Below are 16,793 nucleotides of genomic sequence, written 5' to 3'. Positions count from 1 at the left end.
GGAGTGCGTGAACCAGCGCGGCGTGCGTGAACCGGCGCGGCGTGCGTGAACCAGCGCGGCGTGCGCGACCATGCGTGGCGCGGGGCAGACGACGTCCGCTCCTCGCCCGAGCGGAGCCGAATCAGGCGTTGCCCGAACCTGTCTCGCGTTCGGAGCGGCCGGGTGCGGTTGCGGCGGCCAGATCGAGCAGGCGGGCTCGGACCAGGTCGGGGCGTTCCTCCGGAATGAAATGGCCGCAGCCCGAGACGTATTCGACGGTGTAGTCGTCGGCGCGGGCCGTTTCGGCGGCGGCCAGGGAACGGTGGATGGCTCCGTCGTCGGTGCCGAACAGGGCGCGGATCGGGACGGTGGACCGGCGGCGTTCGGGGCGGCGGTTGGCCGGGACCTCGCGCAGCAGGAAGGTGCGATAGGTGTCGGTGGCGGCGCGAGCGGTGACAGGGTCACGGAAGCGGTCGGTGTAGGTGCGGATCACTTCGGGGGTGAACTCGTCGCCACGGGTGACACCCAGCCGGAAGACTCGCTCCAAGAAGCGAGTGTGCCGCTGCAACGGCACCCCGGGCCCGGCCACGAGCGGCTGATAGAGCAGAAAACGCCAGAAGTGCGGCGCCATCGTGCGCGCCGTCTGCCACGGATGGGCGATGTTCAGCGGCAGATAGCCGTCGAATCGGCCGTGATCGCCCAGCACCATCAGGAAACCGACGTAGCCGCCCCAGTCGTGCCCGATCAGCAGCGCGCGCCGCACGTCGAGTTCGTCGAGCAGCGCCAGCACATCCCGGGCGACGTCCTCCTTGGCCCAGCGGTGCGGCGGCGGACCCGACCAGCCGTAGCCCGGCAGATCCGGTGCGATGATCCGCAGCCCCGGCGGCGGATCGGCGAGCAGATGCCGGTAGGTGTAGTGATGCTGCGGCCAGCCGTGCAGAACCACCACGGGCCGCCCGTCGGCCGGGCCCGCCTCGGTCACGTGGAACCGCACGCCTCGCGCGGTGACGAAGCGGCGGCGCACACCGGGCAGCGCCGGCGGTTCGGAGATGGCATCGGTCGAGCGCATACCCGATGCTAACCAGCAGCGACCGCCAGAAGTCCGCGCCGCGAACATTTCCGACCAGGGGCGGACATTTCTCCGACTCAGGCATGACAATGAGTGCGGCAGAGGCGGCGAGGTCTCGCGGGCATGCGGGAATTGCAGGAGGGACGGGCGATGCCGAACAAGTTCGAGTCACCCGCGGGCTGGACGCCGCCGGGAGCGCAATTCCAGAACCGCGCGCTGGGCGGCCGCACCGTGGGTGGCGTGCTGTTCGGGCTCCTGGTGACGCCGATCGGCATCGCGCTGGCGGCCAAGGGCGGCGCGGACATTCGCTACTGGGTGATCGTCGGGGCGGTCACCGACCGCTGGACCGCCGCACTGGAGATCATCGGCGGCTCGCTGCTGCTCCTGCTCGTGGTCGTCATGGCCGCGTTCTCGCCGCTGGGCACCACCGTGGCGGCGCTGGTCTGGGGCATTCTGCCCGGCATCCTGCACCTGCTGTTCCCCGACGAGACGTTCGCGCTGATCGCCGACCTGGCCTTCCTCGACCCGTCGATGCAGGTCGCCCTCCACGCCTGGGTTACCTACGGTTTCGCGCTCATCTCCGGATTCCTCCTACTGGGCGCGGGAATCGTCGGCGCGCTGCGGAAGAACTGAGCCCCGGCCCGCAGCCCTTCACACACAGCACCTGCCGCAACGTCGCGATCACCTCCACCAGATCCCTTGCCGCGCACCACATACGAGCGGGGGTCTAGGTGTCCGAAATAGAGATGCGGCAGATCGGAAATTGCATGGAATGTACGGGGATCAACGCGATGATCCGTATTCAGTGAATGCCGCATAATTGCCCCCTGACCTAGATGTCGGGAGTAGCATGCTCAGATGTTCGAACTGAACTCGCCAGCGGTCTCTTACATGGTCGGACTCTTCCAGACTGACGCCACACATTCGGGCAGTACCTCGGGGAAGGGTCGATTGTCCATCGAAATTTCCGAGCGCGACGCAGATATACTGCCACGGCTGCAGCGCCACATTCCTGTACATACGTATATCGGAGCGCGGACTCGACGGACCAATTTTGCGAGCGTCTATGTCACCAACTTCCTGTACATGTACTCTCGCACGGCTCGTGTGGAGTTCGAAGAGTTCGGCGTGCTGGTGGGTAGGAAGCACGACCTGATCAGGCCACCCGATCAGGAATACTCCCGCCCGGACTATCTTCGTGGAATTATCGATGGAGACGGTGCGATCGGCTTCACTGCTCGCGGATATCCATTCATCAGTCTGGTCACGGCAAGTCCTTTCATTGCGGAACACTTTTGCGCTGAGATCGCAAGCGTGTGTGGAGTCACGCGCACAGCGCGCCGAAATCGTCGCGATGGTTGCTTCAACGTGATGGTTGCGAACGGTCCGGCGGTGGAACTAGCGCGTTGGTGTTACCCGTGGCGCTGTTTGTCGATCCGCCGCAAAGCCGCAGCGGCACGTGAGGTAGGCCGGTGGGTAGCCCCCAACTTGCGGTATGGCTGCGCGCGGAAGTCGTGGACCGACGAGGAGGATGCGGAAATTTTGTCCGACCGTACGGTAAAAGAACTGGCCGAGTTGCTCGGCGAACCGAGAGCAGTGCCGGAATGAGGCGGTGGAGGCTCGGTCGTTCGGCCGGTGATGCCAGCCAGCAAGTGAGGTGATCTTGCCACGGTAGGGATCGGAGGGACGCGGTACACCCGAATAGGTCCCACCGTCCACGGCCGTCCGCTACGTGAACGGCGGTACCGCCAGGTCGTCGCCGAAGACTTCGGGCAGATCCCGGCTCACGCTGTCGGGGAAGCGCGCGGCCCGCTTCTCCAGGAACGACGACACGCCCTCGCGCGCGTCGGCGCTCGCCCCGCGCTGCCGCAGGGCCCGGGATTCGATGCGGTGCGCGATCATCGGATGGTCGGCACCGAGGTTGCGCCACAACATCTTCCGGGCCAGCGCGACGGAGACGGGTGCGGAGTGCGCGGTGAGGCGAGCGGCCAGCGCGTAGGCCTCGTCGAGTAGTGCGTCGGCGGGGTGCAGGGCGTAGAACAGTCCGGCGTCGAACGCCTCTCGCGCCTCGACCAACCGGCCCGAGCACACCCAGTCCAGCGCGGTCTGCATCGGGACCAGGCGCGGCAGAAACCAGCTGGAGCACGATTCGGGCACGATGCCGCGCCGGTTGAAGACGAAGCCGATGCGAGCGCCCTCGGCGGCCAGCCGGAAGTCGGCGGCCAGTGTCAGGGTGATCCCGATGCCGACGGCGGGCCCGTTCACCGCGGCGATGATCGGTTTGCGGGAATCGAACATCCGCAGCGCCACCTCGCCGCCGCTGTCGCGGAACGGCTCCGAGCCGTCGTCCTCGGGCGCCTCGAAGGTCTGCGCGCCCGCCGACAGGTCGGCCCCCGCGCAGAACGCGCGCCCCGCGCCGGTGAGCACCACCGCCCGGACCCGGTCGTCGCGATCGCAGACGTCGAACGCGTCGATCAGCTCGTCGCGCATCGTGAGGGTGAAGGCGTTGAGTTGCGCCGGGCGGTCGAGGGTGACGGTGGCGACGGCATCGGAGATGTCCAGGCGAATATCGGCCATGGCGGAGAGCATGCCATCCCCGTTCACCCCGTGCCGATTCGGCTGTCCGAACAAGTGATTGGCAATTCCTTATCAACTGCAAGAGATACCGCCCGGTACTTCGGTTCTTTGTGAGCGAAGGTTCTCCCACCGTGGTAGAAATCCAGGCAGCACGAAGGGTGGAGCCTGATGGAACCTACGGCCAAGCAGCGAGCGGCGCTCGGCATGATCTGCGATACGTTCACTCCCGGCGACGGGCTGACGCTGCCGTCGGCGTCCGAACTCGGTGCGGTGGACACTGTTTTCGACCTGCTGGCGCGCAACCCGCGCGAGGCCGAGCAGCAGCAGCTGGCCCGCCTGCTCGACCTGTGGGACTCGCCGATCCTCGGCCTGCTGACCGGTCGCGGGCCGCGGCGCTTCTCCGCGCTGTCGCAGGCGGACCGGGAGCGGGCGCTGCTGCGGCTCGGTGACTCCCGCCTGGCCCCGGTCCGGGCGGTGTTCCAAGCGCTCAAACAGGCGTCGCTGCTGGCGTACAACGCGACTCCCGGCCCGACGGGCGCCAACCCGATGTGGAAGGAGATCGGCTACGCCGCGCCCTTCGGCCCGCTGCGGACGGCCCCGCAGCCCGCGCTGACGCCGCTGCGGATCACCGAACCCGACACGCTGTCGTGTGACGTCGTGGTGATCGGCTCGGGCGCGGGCGGCGGGACGGCCGCGGCGGTGCTGGCCGAGGCCGGTCTCGACGTGGTGGTGCTGGAACGCGGAAACTATTACGACGACCGGGATTTCGGCAAGGGCGAACTCGACGCGCTGCAACACCTGTACGCGCCCGGCCCCTCCGCCACGGCCGAAGGACAGCTGACCCTGGTCGCGGGCACCTGCCTGGGCGGCGGCACCGTCGTGAACTGGAGCACCTCGCTGCCCACCCCGGACCACGTCCGCGCCGAATGGGCCGAACTCGGCGCGCGGCAGTTCACCGAGCCGGAGTTCACCCGGGCGCTGGAGACGGTGCAGCGCCGCCTCGGCGTCAACGACCGCCGATCCCCGTTGTCGGCGCGCGACGCCGTACTCGAGCGCGGGGCGCAGGCCCTGGGCTGGGCGGTGGATACCTTGCCGCGCAACGTGTCCGATGCCTGCGACGCCGGCGCGGAGTGCGGCCGGTGCGGTTACGGCTGTCGGCTGGGCGCCAAGCAGTCGGTGACGAAGACCTGGCTCGCCGATGCGGCCGCGCGGGGCGCCCGCCTCGTCGTGGACGCCGATGTGCGGCAGATCTCGGTGAAAAACGGCCGGGCGGAAGAGGTTTCGGCGCGCACTTCCAGCGGCGTCGAATTCCGGGTGCGGGCGCGGGCGGTGGTGGTGGCCGCGGGCGCGATCCAGACCCCGGCGCTGCTGCGGCGTTCCGGCTTGCGTAACAAGAACATCGGCCGCTATCTGCGGCTGCATCCGGCGGCGGTGGTCTTCGGTGTGTTCGACGAGGAGATCCGCCCGTGGGAGGGCGGCATGCAGGCGCGGATCTGCCGCGAGCACGCCGACCTCGACGGCCGGGGCTACGGCGTCATCTACGAGACCGGCCCGATCAACCCGGCGCTGGCGACCGGCTTCATGAGCTGGCGCGGCGCCGCCGAATTCCGTTCCACCATGCTGGATTTCGCGCACTCCAATTCCGTCGGCGTGATCACCCGGGACCGTGGCCACGGCACCGTGTCGGTCGATCGCAGTGGCGAGCCGGTGGTGAAGTACCGGCTGTCGGATTACGACGCCGCCCACCTGCACACCGGCCTCGACGGATCGGCGCGGATTCTCGCCGCCGCCGGTGCGCGCCGGATCTTCTCCGGTCATCAGGCGGGTGTGGCCTACGAGCCCGGAAAGCGGGGCTCGCACGAGGAATTCGCCGCGGCATGTCGGACCGCGGGCTATGGCCCGGGCCAGTGCTCGATGGGCGCGCTGCACATCATGGGCTCCGCGCGCATGGGCGGTTCGCCGGACACCTCCGCCACCAACCCCGACGGCGCCACCTGGGACGTCGCGAACGTCGTCGTCGCCGATGGCTCCTGCTTCCCGACCGCCTCCGGGGTCAACCCGATGGTCACGATCGAGGCGATCGCCTACATGAACGCGAAACGACTTGCCGCGCAGCTGATCTGATCGTTCCGGCGCCGGCCGGTGTCAGAGGGCCTTGATGCCGTTCAGCACCGCCCGGAGCAGATCGACGTCGGCGCCCGTCTCCGCGATGGGCGCCGGTGACCGGTAGACCAGCCGCCCGTCGTCGATCAGATCCCCGATGAGCACCTTGGTGAGCGTCAGCGGGAGACCCAGCTGCGCCGACACCTCGGCCACCGACTGCTGCACCCGGCACAGCCGCACGATGGCGGTGTACTCCGGTTCGGTGCGCCGCACCGGAAGCCCGATGCCCGCGTCGATCAGCAGGGTGCCGGTGTTCAGTTCCGGTCGTGCCGCGCGGCCTCGGCCGCGGGTGACGGCATAGAGACGGACGAGGGGTCCGGCGTCCTCCTCGTACCAGGACTCGCGCGGGTAACTCATTGCTGTCTCGGGATATTCGGTTGCTGCCGCAGGTCGACGGCCAGGTGGGCGCGGACCCGCTGGACGGTCTGATTCATTTCGTAGGCGACCATACCCATATCGGCGGTCTCGGCGGCCAGCAGCGCCAGGCACGCGTTCTCGCCGGCGGCGGTGACGAACAGCACCGCGCGGTCGAGTTCCACGACGGTCTGGCAGACGCCGCCGGCGTCGAAGTGGCCGCCGGCGGTGCGAGCCAGGCTGTGCAAGGCCGACGCCATCGCGCAGAACTTCTCCGCGTCGGCCCGCTCCAGTTGCGCCGAATGGCCGAGCAGCAGGCCGTCGGTGGACAGCAGGACCACCGATCGGGCGCCGACCAGGCCGTTGATCAGTTCGTCGAGCAGCCACCCGAGGTCGGTGCGCTGGGAAGTGGTCATCGTTACCGTCTCCTCGGAATCATTCTGTGTCGGTCGGTTCGGGGCGCACGTGGCGACCCCGGCGAGTGCCGCCCTCGATGGCGGACATCAGGTTTCGCGCCTCGTCGGCGGTGCGCTCCCGCGGCGGCTCGGGCACGGGAGCGGCCTGCTCGTCGTGCACGGCGGTGGCCTGCCGGCGGCGGCGGGGCAGCGGTGGCCGGGCAGGGGTGGCGGGCGCGGGCCGCGGCCGGTACTGCGGCCCGGTCACGGCCTCGCTGTCGTCGGCAGGATCCGCGACGGCGACACTCGTCCGTCCCGGCTCGAACCACGCCGACGCGGCCGGAGCCTCCGCCGCGCTGCCGTTCGGCACGGCCGGTTCCGCAGCGGCGCTCGTCTCGACCGCCGCATACTCGCCGGTGTCCGGCGCGTACTCGCCCGGCCGGGGCTCACCCGATTCGATCAGCGCGGTCGGGATCAGCACGACCGCCCGGATGCCGCCGTAGACCGACTCGCCCAGCCGGATCGAAATCCCGTGGCGGGTAGCCAGTTTGGCGACCACGAACAGTCCCAATCGGGTGTCGGAGGACAGCGCCGCCACACTGAAGTCCGGCGGCTCGGCCAGTACCCGGTTGCGTTCGGCGATCTCGTCGACGGACATGCCGAGGCCCTGATCGACGATCTCGACCGCCACGCCGCGGCCGACCGTCGTCGCGGTCACCTCGACACGCGCCTGCGGTGGCGAGAACGCGGTGGCGTTGTCCATCAGCTCGGCCATCAGGTGGATGAGGTCGGCGACGGCCTTGCCGGCGACGCGCACCTCCGGAACCCGTCCGGTCTGAATTCTGGTGTAGTCCAGGCTCTCCGCGACCGCGCTGCGGATCATCTCCAGCAGCGGCACCGGTTTGCGCCAGCGGCGGCCGGGTTGCTCGCCGCCGAGGATGATCAGATTCTCCGCGTTGCGGCGGGCGCGAGTCGCCAAATGGTCCAGCTGGAACAGCAATTCGAGCTGGTCGGGGTTCTCCTCCCGGCGCTCGGCCTGGTCGAGCAGGGCCAGCTGCCGGTGCACCGCGACCTGGCTGCGGTGCGCGATGTTGAGGAACACGGTGTTCACCCCGGCGCGCGTCGTCGCCTCGGCGACCGCCGCTGACACCGCGGCGACGTGGGCCCGGTTGAACGCGTCGGCCACCTGGCCCAGTTCGTCGGTACCGAAGTCCAGGCGCGGCACTTCCGCTTTCGTGTCGACGGCCTCACCGGCCTCCAGGCGCGCCATGATGCCGGGCAGCCGCTGATCGGCCAATTCCAAAGTGTCGCGGCGCAAGCGTCGCATCCGGCCGATGAACCGGTTGGCCAGTACCAGCGCGGCCACGAAGGCCAGGGTCGCGATCACCAGCACCGCCACGCCGCCCGCCAGGGAGCGCGCCGCCGTGTCGTCGCCCTGCTCGCGGGCGATGACGTGCGCGTCGCGGCTCTGGTCCTCCCACAGCCGCAGCAGTGCCGAGTTCACCTCGACGGAGACCCGCTGCCAGTCGGTGATGCCGAGGGGCAGTTCGGCCACGCGCGTCGACCGCGCGTCGCGGGACCGGCCGCTTTCCGAGGAACGAGTGTCGTCCGCCGTTACCGGCCCGCGCAGCACGACGGCGTCCTGCATGGCCGTCAGCTGCTGCCAGGCCGGACTGTCGGTGATCGCCCGCAACTGCGCCAGCCGGGCGCCCTTCAGCGCACCGCCGGAATACGTGACCGCGCCGCGGAATTCGCCGACGTAGCGGTTGAATTCGGTCAGCTGCGCCGGTGTCAGCTCGCCCACGGTGAGCGCCATCGCGCCGAGCGTGTCGGCCTTGGACAGCGCCTCGGCGGCGCGCAGCGGCTCGACGCCGTAGCCGAGTTCGATGGCGATGGCGGCGTCGGGCGCGACCCGCGCGGCGATCATCGACGCCCCGACGATGGTCTCGATGATGCTGGTGAAAGCCGCGAAGATCTCCTCCTGCGGCGCCTGGCGCGCGTCCACGCCGCCGCGCAGCTGCGGCACCAGCGCGAAGAGTTTGTTGTAGCCCTCGATATCGGCGGCCGAGCCGTCGGGGTTCAGCTTGCGGGCCGCGTCGCCCTTGGCGATCACCGCGGCCAGCGCCTGGTCCGAATGCCCGCGGGCGGTGGCGAGCTGGGCCTGGGCGTCCGGGTCACCGGCCAGGTGCAGCACCGAGAGCCGGCGTTCCTCCTCGAACGCCTGCACCATCAGGATCGCGGGTGTCGTCGTGCTGCTCGCCAGGTCGGCCCACTCCTTCGCCGCCCGGCCCGACTGCACCAGATAGGCGGCCGCGCCCACGCCGATCACCAGCAGCGTCGTACTCGAGATGAGCACGATCGCCAGCAGGCGGACCCGGACACTGACCCGGCCACGGACGCCGCGGCGGCCCCAACCGGTAATTCCGAGACGATATTTGGGCAGATCCGGCCCACTATTCACAGTTGATCCGTCCGTCCCCGAGTTCGCACCGGCCCGGCCGCATCGGCATCCGAGTCACCGACGTGCCACCTCCTCTGCACCGCTGTACCAGAACGGCGCCTAACTTCTTCCGCCCAGAGGGTAGCGAAAACACCGCGAACCGACCATGTAACGCCAACATTGTTGACGCGTAACACTTTTTGCCGAGCGCCCGGCGACGCCGTATCCCGCGCCGCCGCCGGGATTCCGGGTTAAACTGACCCGCGCCGGGCACGCGCACCGCGCGGTTCCGCCGATATCACCCTCGTGCCCGGGACCAGCGAAGAATCATGCAGCGATGGACGTCACCCGGGCAGTGCCGCCGCAGCCGGACGAGGCCGGCAAGTGGAGCGTGCCCACCGAGACGTCGGCCCTTCCGGATCCCGGGCGGGAGACGATTCCGGACCGGGCGCACGGGGAGATCCTCGAAGACGGTGTGCTGCTGGGCAATCGGTACCGGCTGACCGAGCGACTCGGGCAGGGCGGGATGGGCACCGTGTGGCGGGCCCACGACACCGTGATAGACCGCGATGTCGCCGTCAAGGAGCCGCGCCTGCCGGAGCCGCTGCCCGAGGAGAGCCGGCGGACGGCGTTCGCGCGGCTGGAACGCGAGGCCCGCGCCGCGGCGCAGATCGACCATCCGGCGGTGGTCACCATCTTCGACGTGATCTCCGAGGACGGTCGGCCCTGGATCGTCATGGAGCTGATCGAAGGCCGGACGCTCGCCGACGTCCTGACCGGCGGCACGCTCTCACCCGCGGCGGCCGCGCGGATCGGGCTCCCGATCGTGCGCGCACTGGCCGCCGCCCACGCCCGCAAGGTGCTGCACCGCGACGTGAAACCGTCGAACGTCATGCTCGGCCCCGGCGGCCGGGTCGTGCTGACCGACTTCGGGATCGCCCACATCGAGGGGGAGACGCCGGTGACGCGCACCGGCGCCCTCATCGGCTCGGCCGACTACACCGCGCCGGAGCGGGTGCTGGGCCGGGTGCCGGGTCCGGAATCGGATCTGTTCGCGCTCGGCGCGCTGCTCTACACCGCGGTCGAGGGCTTCTCGCCGTTCTGGCGCCAGACGCGGCACGCCACCCTGCAGGCCGTGCTCCGCGCCGCCCCGCAGGCGCCGTTGCACGCCGGTGAGCTGTCGGATCTCATCATGGGGCTGCTCGACAAGGAGCCTGGCAGGCGACCGAGCGCCGCGACGGCCGCCGCCGTCCTGGCCCGCGTCGCGGACCCGGACTCGGCGCGCGAAAGCTTGTCGCGCAAGGGGTTCCGGGTTCGGAAAGGTGTCCGCGCGGGTCACCCGAACCGGCTCCGGACCGCGGTCGCCGCGCTGATCACCGTCGTCGTCACGGTCGCCGGCGTCGCCGGGGCGGTGTGGGCCGGTGATCTCGGTGGCCGCGCCGGGACGGGGGCTGCCTCCGCCGCCGTGCCGGCCGGGTGGAAGACCGAGCGCAGGGGCGGCATCTCCATCGCCGTCCCGGCCGCCTACGAGCCGTACGACCTGTACGACCACGGAGGCGGGGTGGCGTTCCAGCTGGCGAAGGGGCAGATCCATCAGGAACTGCTGGTGCTGCGCTGGGATGTACCGACCGGGACACCCCGCGAGCGCGCGGACTACTGGTACCGGCTGTACCGGGAGAGCACCAGGATCACCGAACAGCAGGTGACCCTCGCCGAGGTGGCGGTGAACGGGCGGCCGAGCATGTCCGTCACCATGACGTTCCGGGGTGACGCCGGGCAACTGTGGCGCAAGCGGGAACTGTTCTACGACGCGGACGGTCGGCCGTGGCGCGTCGTCGTCGACTGGGCCATCGACAACGAGCTGAATACCGGCGGCGACGACCTCTTCGAAGGCGCCGTGCGGACGTTGCGGACCTATTAGCCTGGGGCGCACCGGCGGGCGCGGAGTGCCGAAATCCCGCCCGGTCCACGGCGAGCCCCCGCTCGTCGCCGCCGGGAAAGTGCTTTTATGCGTGGATCGGGTGCATCGGAGCAGGGATGCCGGTCTCTCCGCACCCTTACGCTCCGATCGAGGCGTACCCGGTGTCCATGCGGTACAGCACAATTCGAGGAGATCCGATATGCGCAGACCCCGCTTCACCCACCGTCTCACCGTGACCGTCGCGGCCGGGCTGATGGCCGCCGGACTCGCGGCCGGGCCCGCCGCCGCCGACCCGGCGCCGGACTGGACCGTCGCCGTGCAGCGCCTGCACGCCGCCGCGGCCGGAAATCCGGCGGCCGAGCAGGCCGTGGACCGACTCGCCGCCGCCCTGCCCGCGCGTTTCGACGTGGCGCTGCCTGCGCAGCCGTTCCAGATTCCCGCGCAGTCCGACATCGGCCGTGGCGGCGGGCCCGGCGTCTACGGTTCGGGAATCGCGCTCGGCCTGGACGGATTCCGGTTCGGGTTCTTCGGCGGTCCGGGGACCATCGCGCCGAATCAGAGCGGCGCGCGGCTGGACGTGGTGTGGCTCAATCTGTCCAACGGTCGCAGCGGTACCAACACCCTCATCGAGCACCAGGACATTCCGGTCGACACCACGATCCGCACGGCCGTCCTCGATCCCGGCCCCGGCATGGTCGTGGCCGCCGTCTACGGCACCCTGTGGCACCGCTGGCCCGTGCCGGTGAGCGACGCCAACCCCGACGGCTTCCAGTACCAGCTCGGCACTATTTCGGTGCCGTCGTTCGGAGCGGTCTACAACTGACGCGTGCCGTTGGCGCCTGGGTATGTGGCCTGGGCGCCAACGGGCTTTTCGGCGGTGAGGTGCAGCTCCCGGGGTGGTGATCTTGCGGCGCACCCGTACGGGACGGATGCCGAATGGCATGCTGGATAAGGGATTCGGCCGGGTCCAGCGCGTACGGCGCAACTTCCATGATGGTGGCTTGCGTAGCATGCAAGTATGGCGGATCAGCTGGACCTGAACCTGCTGCGTGTGTTCGACGCGCTGCTCCGGGAGGGCGGTGTGACGGCGGCCGCCGAGCGCCTGCATCTGTCGATCCCCGCGACCAGCCGGGCGCTGGGCCGGTTGCGGCGGGCGATGAACGATCCGATCCTGGTGCGCGCGGGCCGGGGGATGGCGCCGACGCCGTTCGCGCTGCGCACTGCGCCGCGGGTGCGGTCGCTGCTCGAGGAGGCGTCGGCGTTGATCACCGCCGACCGTGAGGTCCGGATCGCGGAACTGGCGCGCACCTTCACGATTCGCATCAACGACGGGGTCGCCGCGACCCTGGCGCCGGCGGTGGTCGAGGCCACGGCCGCGGTCGCGCCCGGCGTCACGCTGCGTTTCGTCGCGGAGGGCAGCGAGAGCGCCGAGGCTCTCCGCGACGGCTCGGTCGATCTGGATATCGGTGTCGGCGACGACGCTGCGCCTGATATCCGCACCGCGGCGCTGTACCGGGAACGCTTGGTCGGCGCGGTCCGGACCGCCAGCCCGCTCGGGCGGCACCGGCGGCCCACACTGGCGCAATTGTGCCGCCACCCGCATGTCTCGGTGTCGCGGCGAGGACGCGCCCGCGGCCCGCTCGACGACGCGCTCGAGGCCCAGGGATTGCAGCGAACCGTCGCCGCCGTCGTCCATACCTTTCCCGTCGCCGCGTTCCTGGCCGCGTCCAGTGGCTACGTCGCCCTCGTCCCGCAACGTCTCGCCGAACAGCACGGCCACGCCCTGGGTCTGCGCTGGTTCTCCATCGATGCCCCTTTGCCGGAGGTGGAGATCCAACTCTCCTGGCACGCTCGGCTGGACGCCGACCCGGCACAGCGCTGGCTCCGCGACACCATCCGCGCCGCCCTTCAGCCCCTGGCTGTATAGCGCCTGCCGTGGTGCGAGAAGGGAAGCACTGCAACATATTTCGGAAACCACCGCATCCCGGCACACCCCCGCCGCGGTGGTGATCGGGTGGCGCGGTAGGTATCCCGTGGTGGCTGTTCGTTATTCGGTGCCGTTGGGGACGAAAAGTGGTCCCGCGGTAGGGGAGACGGCGGGTACGTTCAGCAGGCGGGCCGCCGACCACAGGGTTACCTGGGTGGCGGTCAGGACCGGGCCACCGGCGGCCCGTTCGAGTTCGCCGGTGAGATGGCAGGCGTGCAGGGCGGTCTCGGGGAGCAGGACGGCTTCCGCGGCGGGGTCGGCGGAACGCTGGACGAGATCCACGATCCGGTCGGGTGGCCAGGCGGCCAAGGCGCGGTCCGAGCCCGCGGCGGCGTCGACGCGCCGCACGATCTCGGCCCCGGCCTCGCGCACGCGCTCGACGAAGTGGTCGGAGACGTCCGCGTCGTAGACCGAGGCCAGGGCGACCTTGCGCAGGCCGAGGTGGCGGATCGCCTGCTGGTACGCGGCCGTGGTGCTCGTCGCCGGACGTCCGCTGATGCGGGCGAGGGTGCGCAACTGTTCCTCGACCCCCGCCGCGCCGTCCAGGAAGCTGGCGCTCGTGACGGCGAAGGCCACCACGTCGACATCGCGTCCCGCCAGCGCCTCGGGCAGCACCCGCTCCAGGTGCGCCACCGAGCCCAGCCGCCGCAGCGCATCGATGACCTGCGCGAGAGTCAGCGCGGCCAGATCGTCCACGTCGTCGGGCCACGGTACATAGACGACCTCGACATCGAGCGCGGGTTCGAGTTGCCCTGCGAGATCGAGGAAGTCGTCCTCTCCGGCATTCGGGGTGGGATACAGCAGGCCCACGCGCGCTCCCTCACTCACAGCCGTGCATGCTAACGGACGCCGATGCCACCATGACACGACAGGGAAGCCATGCGACGCGGACCACGAGCGGGAAGGTTCACCCGGTTGTCGGCCGTCGTCGTGGTCGCGGCCGCCGGGCTGGGATTGTTCGTCCCGTGGCCGACGCGCGGTCTCACGGTCGTGGCGGCGCATCCGCTCACCTGCCTCGCGGCGGCCGTCACGGCGTACGGCGACTCCGGGCGGGGATGGACCGGCGGCGACTCGACCTGGTCGGCCGCCTTGCCGGACGGTCGCGAGGTCTTCGCCTTCTCCGACACCTTCCTGCCCCCGATCGACCCGCCGGGCAGACCACCGGATGCCGGGTTCGTGCACAACTCGTTCGTCGTCCGCGACACCGAGGGCAGGTGGTCCACCGTCCTCGGCGGGTCCGCCGAGCGGCCGGCGGCCGTCGTCGCGCCCGCCGATCCGGGGCACTGGTTCTGGCTCGGTGCGGCGACGTATCTCGGTGGCGCACTACAGGTTCCGGTTTCCGAGTGGACATCGTCCGGTCCGGGCGCGCTCGACATCGCCTTCGCCGGCTCGTCGGTGGCGCGATTCGACCCACACGACCTGCACCGGCCCGTGTCGGTCACGCCGCTGCCCCGAACCCGCGGAATCCTCTGGGGGCAGTGGGTGCGGCCGGAGGGCGACCGGACGTACGTCTACGGCGTCGAGATCGCCGGAGACCGTAAGTATCTCCACGTGGCCCGCGTGACCGGTACCGACCTGCGCGGCGAATTCACCTTCTGGACCGGACACGGATGGTCGGCCGCCGAAGCCGATTCGGCCCGCGTCACCGACGGCATCAATGCCGAGTTCTCGGTGCACCGACTGCGCGAGGCCGGATACCTGCTGGTCACCATGGACGGCGCCAACGGTTTCAGCGACCGCCTCATCGGCCGCTACGCCCCCACGCCCCAAGGGCCTTTCGGCCCCGCCACCACTCTGTACATCACGCCGGAAACGGGTCCGTCAGGCACCTACCACGACCCCGACATCTACACCTACAACGCCCACGCACACCTCGAATTCTCCACCCCGACAAGACTTGTCATCTCCTACAACGTAAACAGCCTGGACACCACCCCCGGCGGCGACGTATACCGCCACGCGAGCATCTACCGCCCCCGCTTCATCGAGGTGGACCTGGCAGGCAGTGCCCCGCCGCGAGCAGCCGATGCCGCGCGGTCGGCTTGCCCCTGACGCCGAAAGCCTTGCCGCCCAGTATAAGTGGCATCGCTATCGAGTGATGGTATGGACGTGTCCTTCTATATTGGTGTAATCCACCGCGCCTGGGAGTACTGTACTTCGGCTATCAAACCTGTTCGGCCGCAAGGTAAATCGCTGAGGGGGGAGCTGGCGGGCGTTAGACCGACGGTGTGACGAGTTCGTCGGCGACCCAGCGTGCGACCTGCGGGGGATAAGGGGATGGCAGGCCGAGGACGATGTGGGGGAACCCGGCGTCGAGGGCCGCGCGGATCGCCTTTCGGGTGTCGTTCGGATGGTCGTAGGACACCGGGAGGAAGATCGAGCGGGTGATGGTGGCGGGGTCGCGTCCGATGTCCGCGCAGTAGCGGTCTACCAGGGCGCTGCGCTCGAGGCAGTCGTCCAGGTCGCCGCCCGGGATGTTCCATAGATCGGCGTGCTCGGCGACCAGGCGCAGGACACCGGCCGAGCGGCCGCCGATCATGATCGGCGGGTGCGGGCGCTGCACGGGCTTCGGGTTGCCGACCGCGCCGGTGAGCCGCACGTATTCGCCGTGGAAGTCGAATGGTTCGGTCTCGGTCCACAATCGCCGGATCACGGCGAGAGCCTCCGAGAGATCTCCGACGGCATGGCGGGCGTCGTGATACGGCAGGCCGTGCGCCTCGTACTCGCGCCGCGCCATCGGGATGCTGGGCCGGGAACCCGCGCCGATGCCGAAGTCGAGCCGCCCGCCGGAGACGATGTCGACCGTGGTGGCGATCTTGGCCAGCACGGCGGGCGGCCGGAAACGGTTGCTGGTCACCAGCAGTCCGAGGCGCAGCCGCCGGGTCTGCGCGGCGAGGGCCGACAATAGCGTCCAGCCTTCGTGGATCGGCCCGTTCAGATCGCCCGCGATCGGCAGCAGGTGATCGAACAACCACGCGTGTTCGATCTCGGGGACGGTGTCCGCCTCGTGCCAGACCCGCAGGATGTCGTGGTAGTCGACCTGCATCGGAGCGGTCATGATGCCGAAGCTGGGAGTGGGATTGTGCGCCATGGTCGTTCGTCCTTCCGGGGCCGCCTGGAGCAAGAGCGGCGGCGTCCTGCCGGGTGTGGCATTCTGAGGTGAAGCGGAACCTTGTTCCGATAACCAACATACGGAACTGTGTTCCGCTTGCCAAGTGGTGGTGAGGGAGGAGGCCGCGCGATGGCCGACAACGAGGGCGGCGCGAGACCGGCCGCGCGCAAGCGAGCCGACGCGCGGCGCAACGAGAAGACGCTGCTGGACGCGGCCGCCGCGGCGTTCGTCGCGTCCGGCGTCGACGTGCCGGTGCGCGATATCGCCGCCCGCGCCGGAGTCGGCGTCGGCACGATCTACCGGCACTTCCCGACGCGGGCCGATCTCATCGTCGCGGTCTACCGCCATCAGGTGGAGGCCTGCGCCGAGGCCGGTCCGACGCTCGCGGCGACCTGCGGCACTCCTCATGCGGCACTGGCGCGTTGGCTCAACCTGTTCGTCGACTTCCTCGTTACCAAGCACGGTCTCGCCGAGGCGCTGCGGTCCGACGACGCCGCCTTCGGGACGCTGCACGCCTACTTCCTCGACCGCCTCGTCCCCGTGTGCGCCGAACTGCTCGACACCGCCGCGGCGGCGGGCGAGATCCGCCCCGACATGGAGGCCTACGAACTGCTGCGCGCCGTCGGCAACTTGTGCATCGGCGCCGGCGCCGACCCCCGCAACCACGCCCCCCGGCAGGTCGTACTCCACGTCGGGGGGCAGCGGCGCGGACTCGTTGAGCACCACCAGCTCGGTCACGTTGACCTCGATGGCGCCGGTGGGCAGGTTCGCGTTCTCGCTGCCGTCGGGCCGCTGC

14 protein-coding genes and 1 pseudogene are annotated in these 16,793 nt (G+C 70.0%); 8 read left to right on the top strand and 7 right to left on the bottom strand.

Translation table 11 applies throughout. The annotated features are described in order from the left end of the window. Nucleotides 1-121 precede the first annotated feature (121 nt). A complete protein-coding gene (locus tag QH470_RS32700; RefSeq protein WP_280276240.1) occupies nt 122-1,048 on the bottom strand; it encodes an alpha/beta fold hydrolase in 927 nt (308 codons plus the stop codon). A gap of 150 nt (nt 1,049-1,198) precedes the next feature. Here QH470_RS32700 and QH470_RS32695 point away from each other — a divergent pair, with 150 nt between their 5' ends. Continuing rightward, a complete protein-coding gene (locus tag QH470_RS32695; protein WP_280276239.1) occupies nt 1,199-1,681 on the top strand; it encodes a hypothetical protein in 483 nt (160 codons plus the stop codon). A 225-nt stretch (nt 1,682-1,906) separates the two neighbouring features. After that, nucleotides 1,907-2,656 carry a hypothetical protein gene (locus QH470_RS32690; protein ID WP_280276238.1) on the top strand — a complete coding sequence of 250 codons (750 nt, stop codon included), beginning with the start codon at nt 1,907-1,909 and terminating at the stop codon, nt 2,654-2,656. 120 nt (nt 2,657-2,776) lie between these two features. Here QH470_RS32690 and QH470_RS32685 read toward each other — a convergent pair whose 3' ends face one another. Continuing rightward, nucleotides 2,777-3,625, bottom strand: a complete 849-nt coding sequence (locus QH470_RS32685) for a crotonase/enoyl-CoA hydratase family protein (protein ID WP_280276237.1) — start codon at nt 3,623-3,625, stop codon at nt 2,777-2,779. A 168-nt stretch (nt 3,626-3,793) separates the two neighbouring features. Between QH470_RS32685 and QH470_RS32680 the strand changes: the two genes are divergently transcribed. Then, nucleotides 3,794-5,749, top strand: coding sequence for a GMC family oxidoreductase N-terminal domain-containing protein (locus tag QH470_RS32680; protein WP_280276236.1), 1,956 nt, complete (start codon nt 3,794-3,796; stop codon nt 5,747-5,749). A 21-nt stretch (nt 5,750-5,770) separates the two neighbouring features. Here the strand turns inward: QH470_RS32680 and QH470_RS32675 are convergent, their stop codons facing one another. The 3 genes from QH470_RS32675 to QH470_RS32665 are packed head-to-tail and all read right to left on the bottom strand — an operon-like array spanning nt 5,771 to nt 8,998. Next, nucleotides 5,771-6,145: a DUF742 domain-containing protein gene (locus QH470_RS32675; RefSeq protein WP_280276235.1), complete on the bottom strand. Its 375-nt coding sequence runs from the start codon at nt 6,143-6,145 to the stop codon at nt 5,771-5,773. Then, entirely contained in the window at nt 6,142-6,558 is a 417-nt protein-coding gene (locus QH470_RS32670; RefSeq protein ID WP_280276234.1) for a roadblock/LC7 domain-containing protein, read from the bottom strand. The genes QH470_RS32675 and QH470_RS32670 overlap by 4 nt, the downstream gene beginning before the upstream one ends. A 19-nt stretch (nt 6,559-6,577) precedes the next feature. Next, nucleotides 6,578-8,998: a sensor histidine kinase gene (locus QH470_RS32665; protein WP_280276233.1), complete on the bottom strand. Its 2,421-nt coding sequence runs from the start codon at nt 8,996-8,998 to the stop codon at nt 6,578-6,580. A 316-nt stretch (nt 8,999-9,314) separates the two neighbouring features. Here QH470_RS32665 and QH470_RS32660 point away from each other — a divergent pair, with 316 nt between their 5' ends. The 3 genes from QH470_RS32660 (at nt 9,315) to QH470_RS32650 (ending at nt 12,825) form a co-directional block, all read left to right on the top strand. Beyond that, nucleotides 9,315-10,898 (top strand): serine/threonine-protein kinase, encoded by a 1,584-nt coding sequence (locus QH470_RS32660; RefSeq protein WP_280276232.1) that lies wholly within the window; start codon nt 9,315-9,317, stop codon nt 10,896-10,898. A gap of 199 nt (nt 10,899-11,097) precedes the next feature. Then, nucleotides 11,098-11,721 (top strand): hypothetical protein, encoded by a 624-nt coding sequence (locus QH470_RS32655; RefSeq protein WP_280276231.1) that lies wholly within the window; start codon nt 11,098-11,100, stop codon nt 11,719-11,721. Nucleotides 11,722-11,916: 195 nt separating this feature from the next. Beyond that, on the top strand, nt 11,917-12,825 hold the full coding sequence (locus tag QH470_RS32650; RefSeq protein ID WP_280276230.1) for a LysR family transcriptional regulator: 909 nt from the start codon (nt 11,917-11,919) through the stop codon (nt 12,823-12,825). Nucleotides 12,826-12,945: 120 nt separating this feature from the next. On the opposite strand, the gene QH470_RS32645 is transcribed toward QH470_RS32650, so the two are convergent. Then, on the bottom strand, nt 12,946-13,713 hold the full coding sequence (locus tag QH470_RS32645) for a maleate cis-trans isomerase family protein (RefSeq protein ID WP_280276229.1): 768 nt from the start codon (nt 13,711-13,713) through the stop codon (nt 12,946-12,948). Nucleotides 13,714-13,800: 87 nt separating this feature from the next. Here QH470_RS32645 and QH470_RS32640 point away from each other — a divergent pair, with 87 nt between their 5' ends. Further along, nucleotides 13,801-14,937: a glycoside hydrolase family 183 protein gene (locus QH470_RS32640; RefSeq protein ID WP_280276228.1), complete on the top strand. Its 1,137-nt coding sequence runs from the start codon at nt 13,801-13,803 to the stop codon at nt 14,935-14,937. A 163-nt stretch (nt 14,938-15,100) separates the two neighbouring features. Here the strand turns inward: QH470_RS32640 and QH470_RS32635 are convergent, their stop codons facing one another. Further along, nucleotides 15,101-15,976 (bottom strand): LLM class flavin-dependent oxidoreductase, encoded by an 876-nt coding sequence (locus QH470_RS32635; protein WP_280276227.1) that lies wholly within the window; start codon nt 15,974-15,976, stop codon nt 15,101-15,103. Between the two features lie 150 nt (nt 15,977-16,126). Between QH470_RS32635 and QH470_RS32630 the strand changes: the two are divergent. Then, nucleotides 16,127-16,702, top strand: a pseudogene (locus tag QH470_RS32630) (TetR/AcrR family transcriptional regulator); the annotation flags it as partial. Nucleotides 16,703-16,793: the final 91 nt, after the last annotated feature.

Source organism: Nocardia wallacei, from assembly GCF_029868745.1.
GTDB classification, from domain to species: Bacteria; Actinomycetota; Actinomycetes; order Mycobacteriales; family Mycobacteriaceae; genus Nocardia; species Nocardia wallacei_B.
This window is presented reverse-complemented; position numbering and strand designations above follow the sequence as displayed.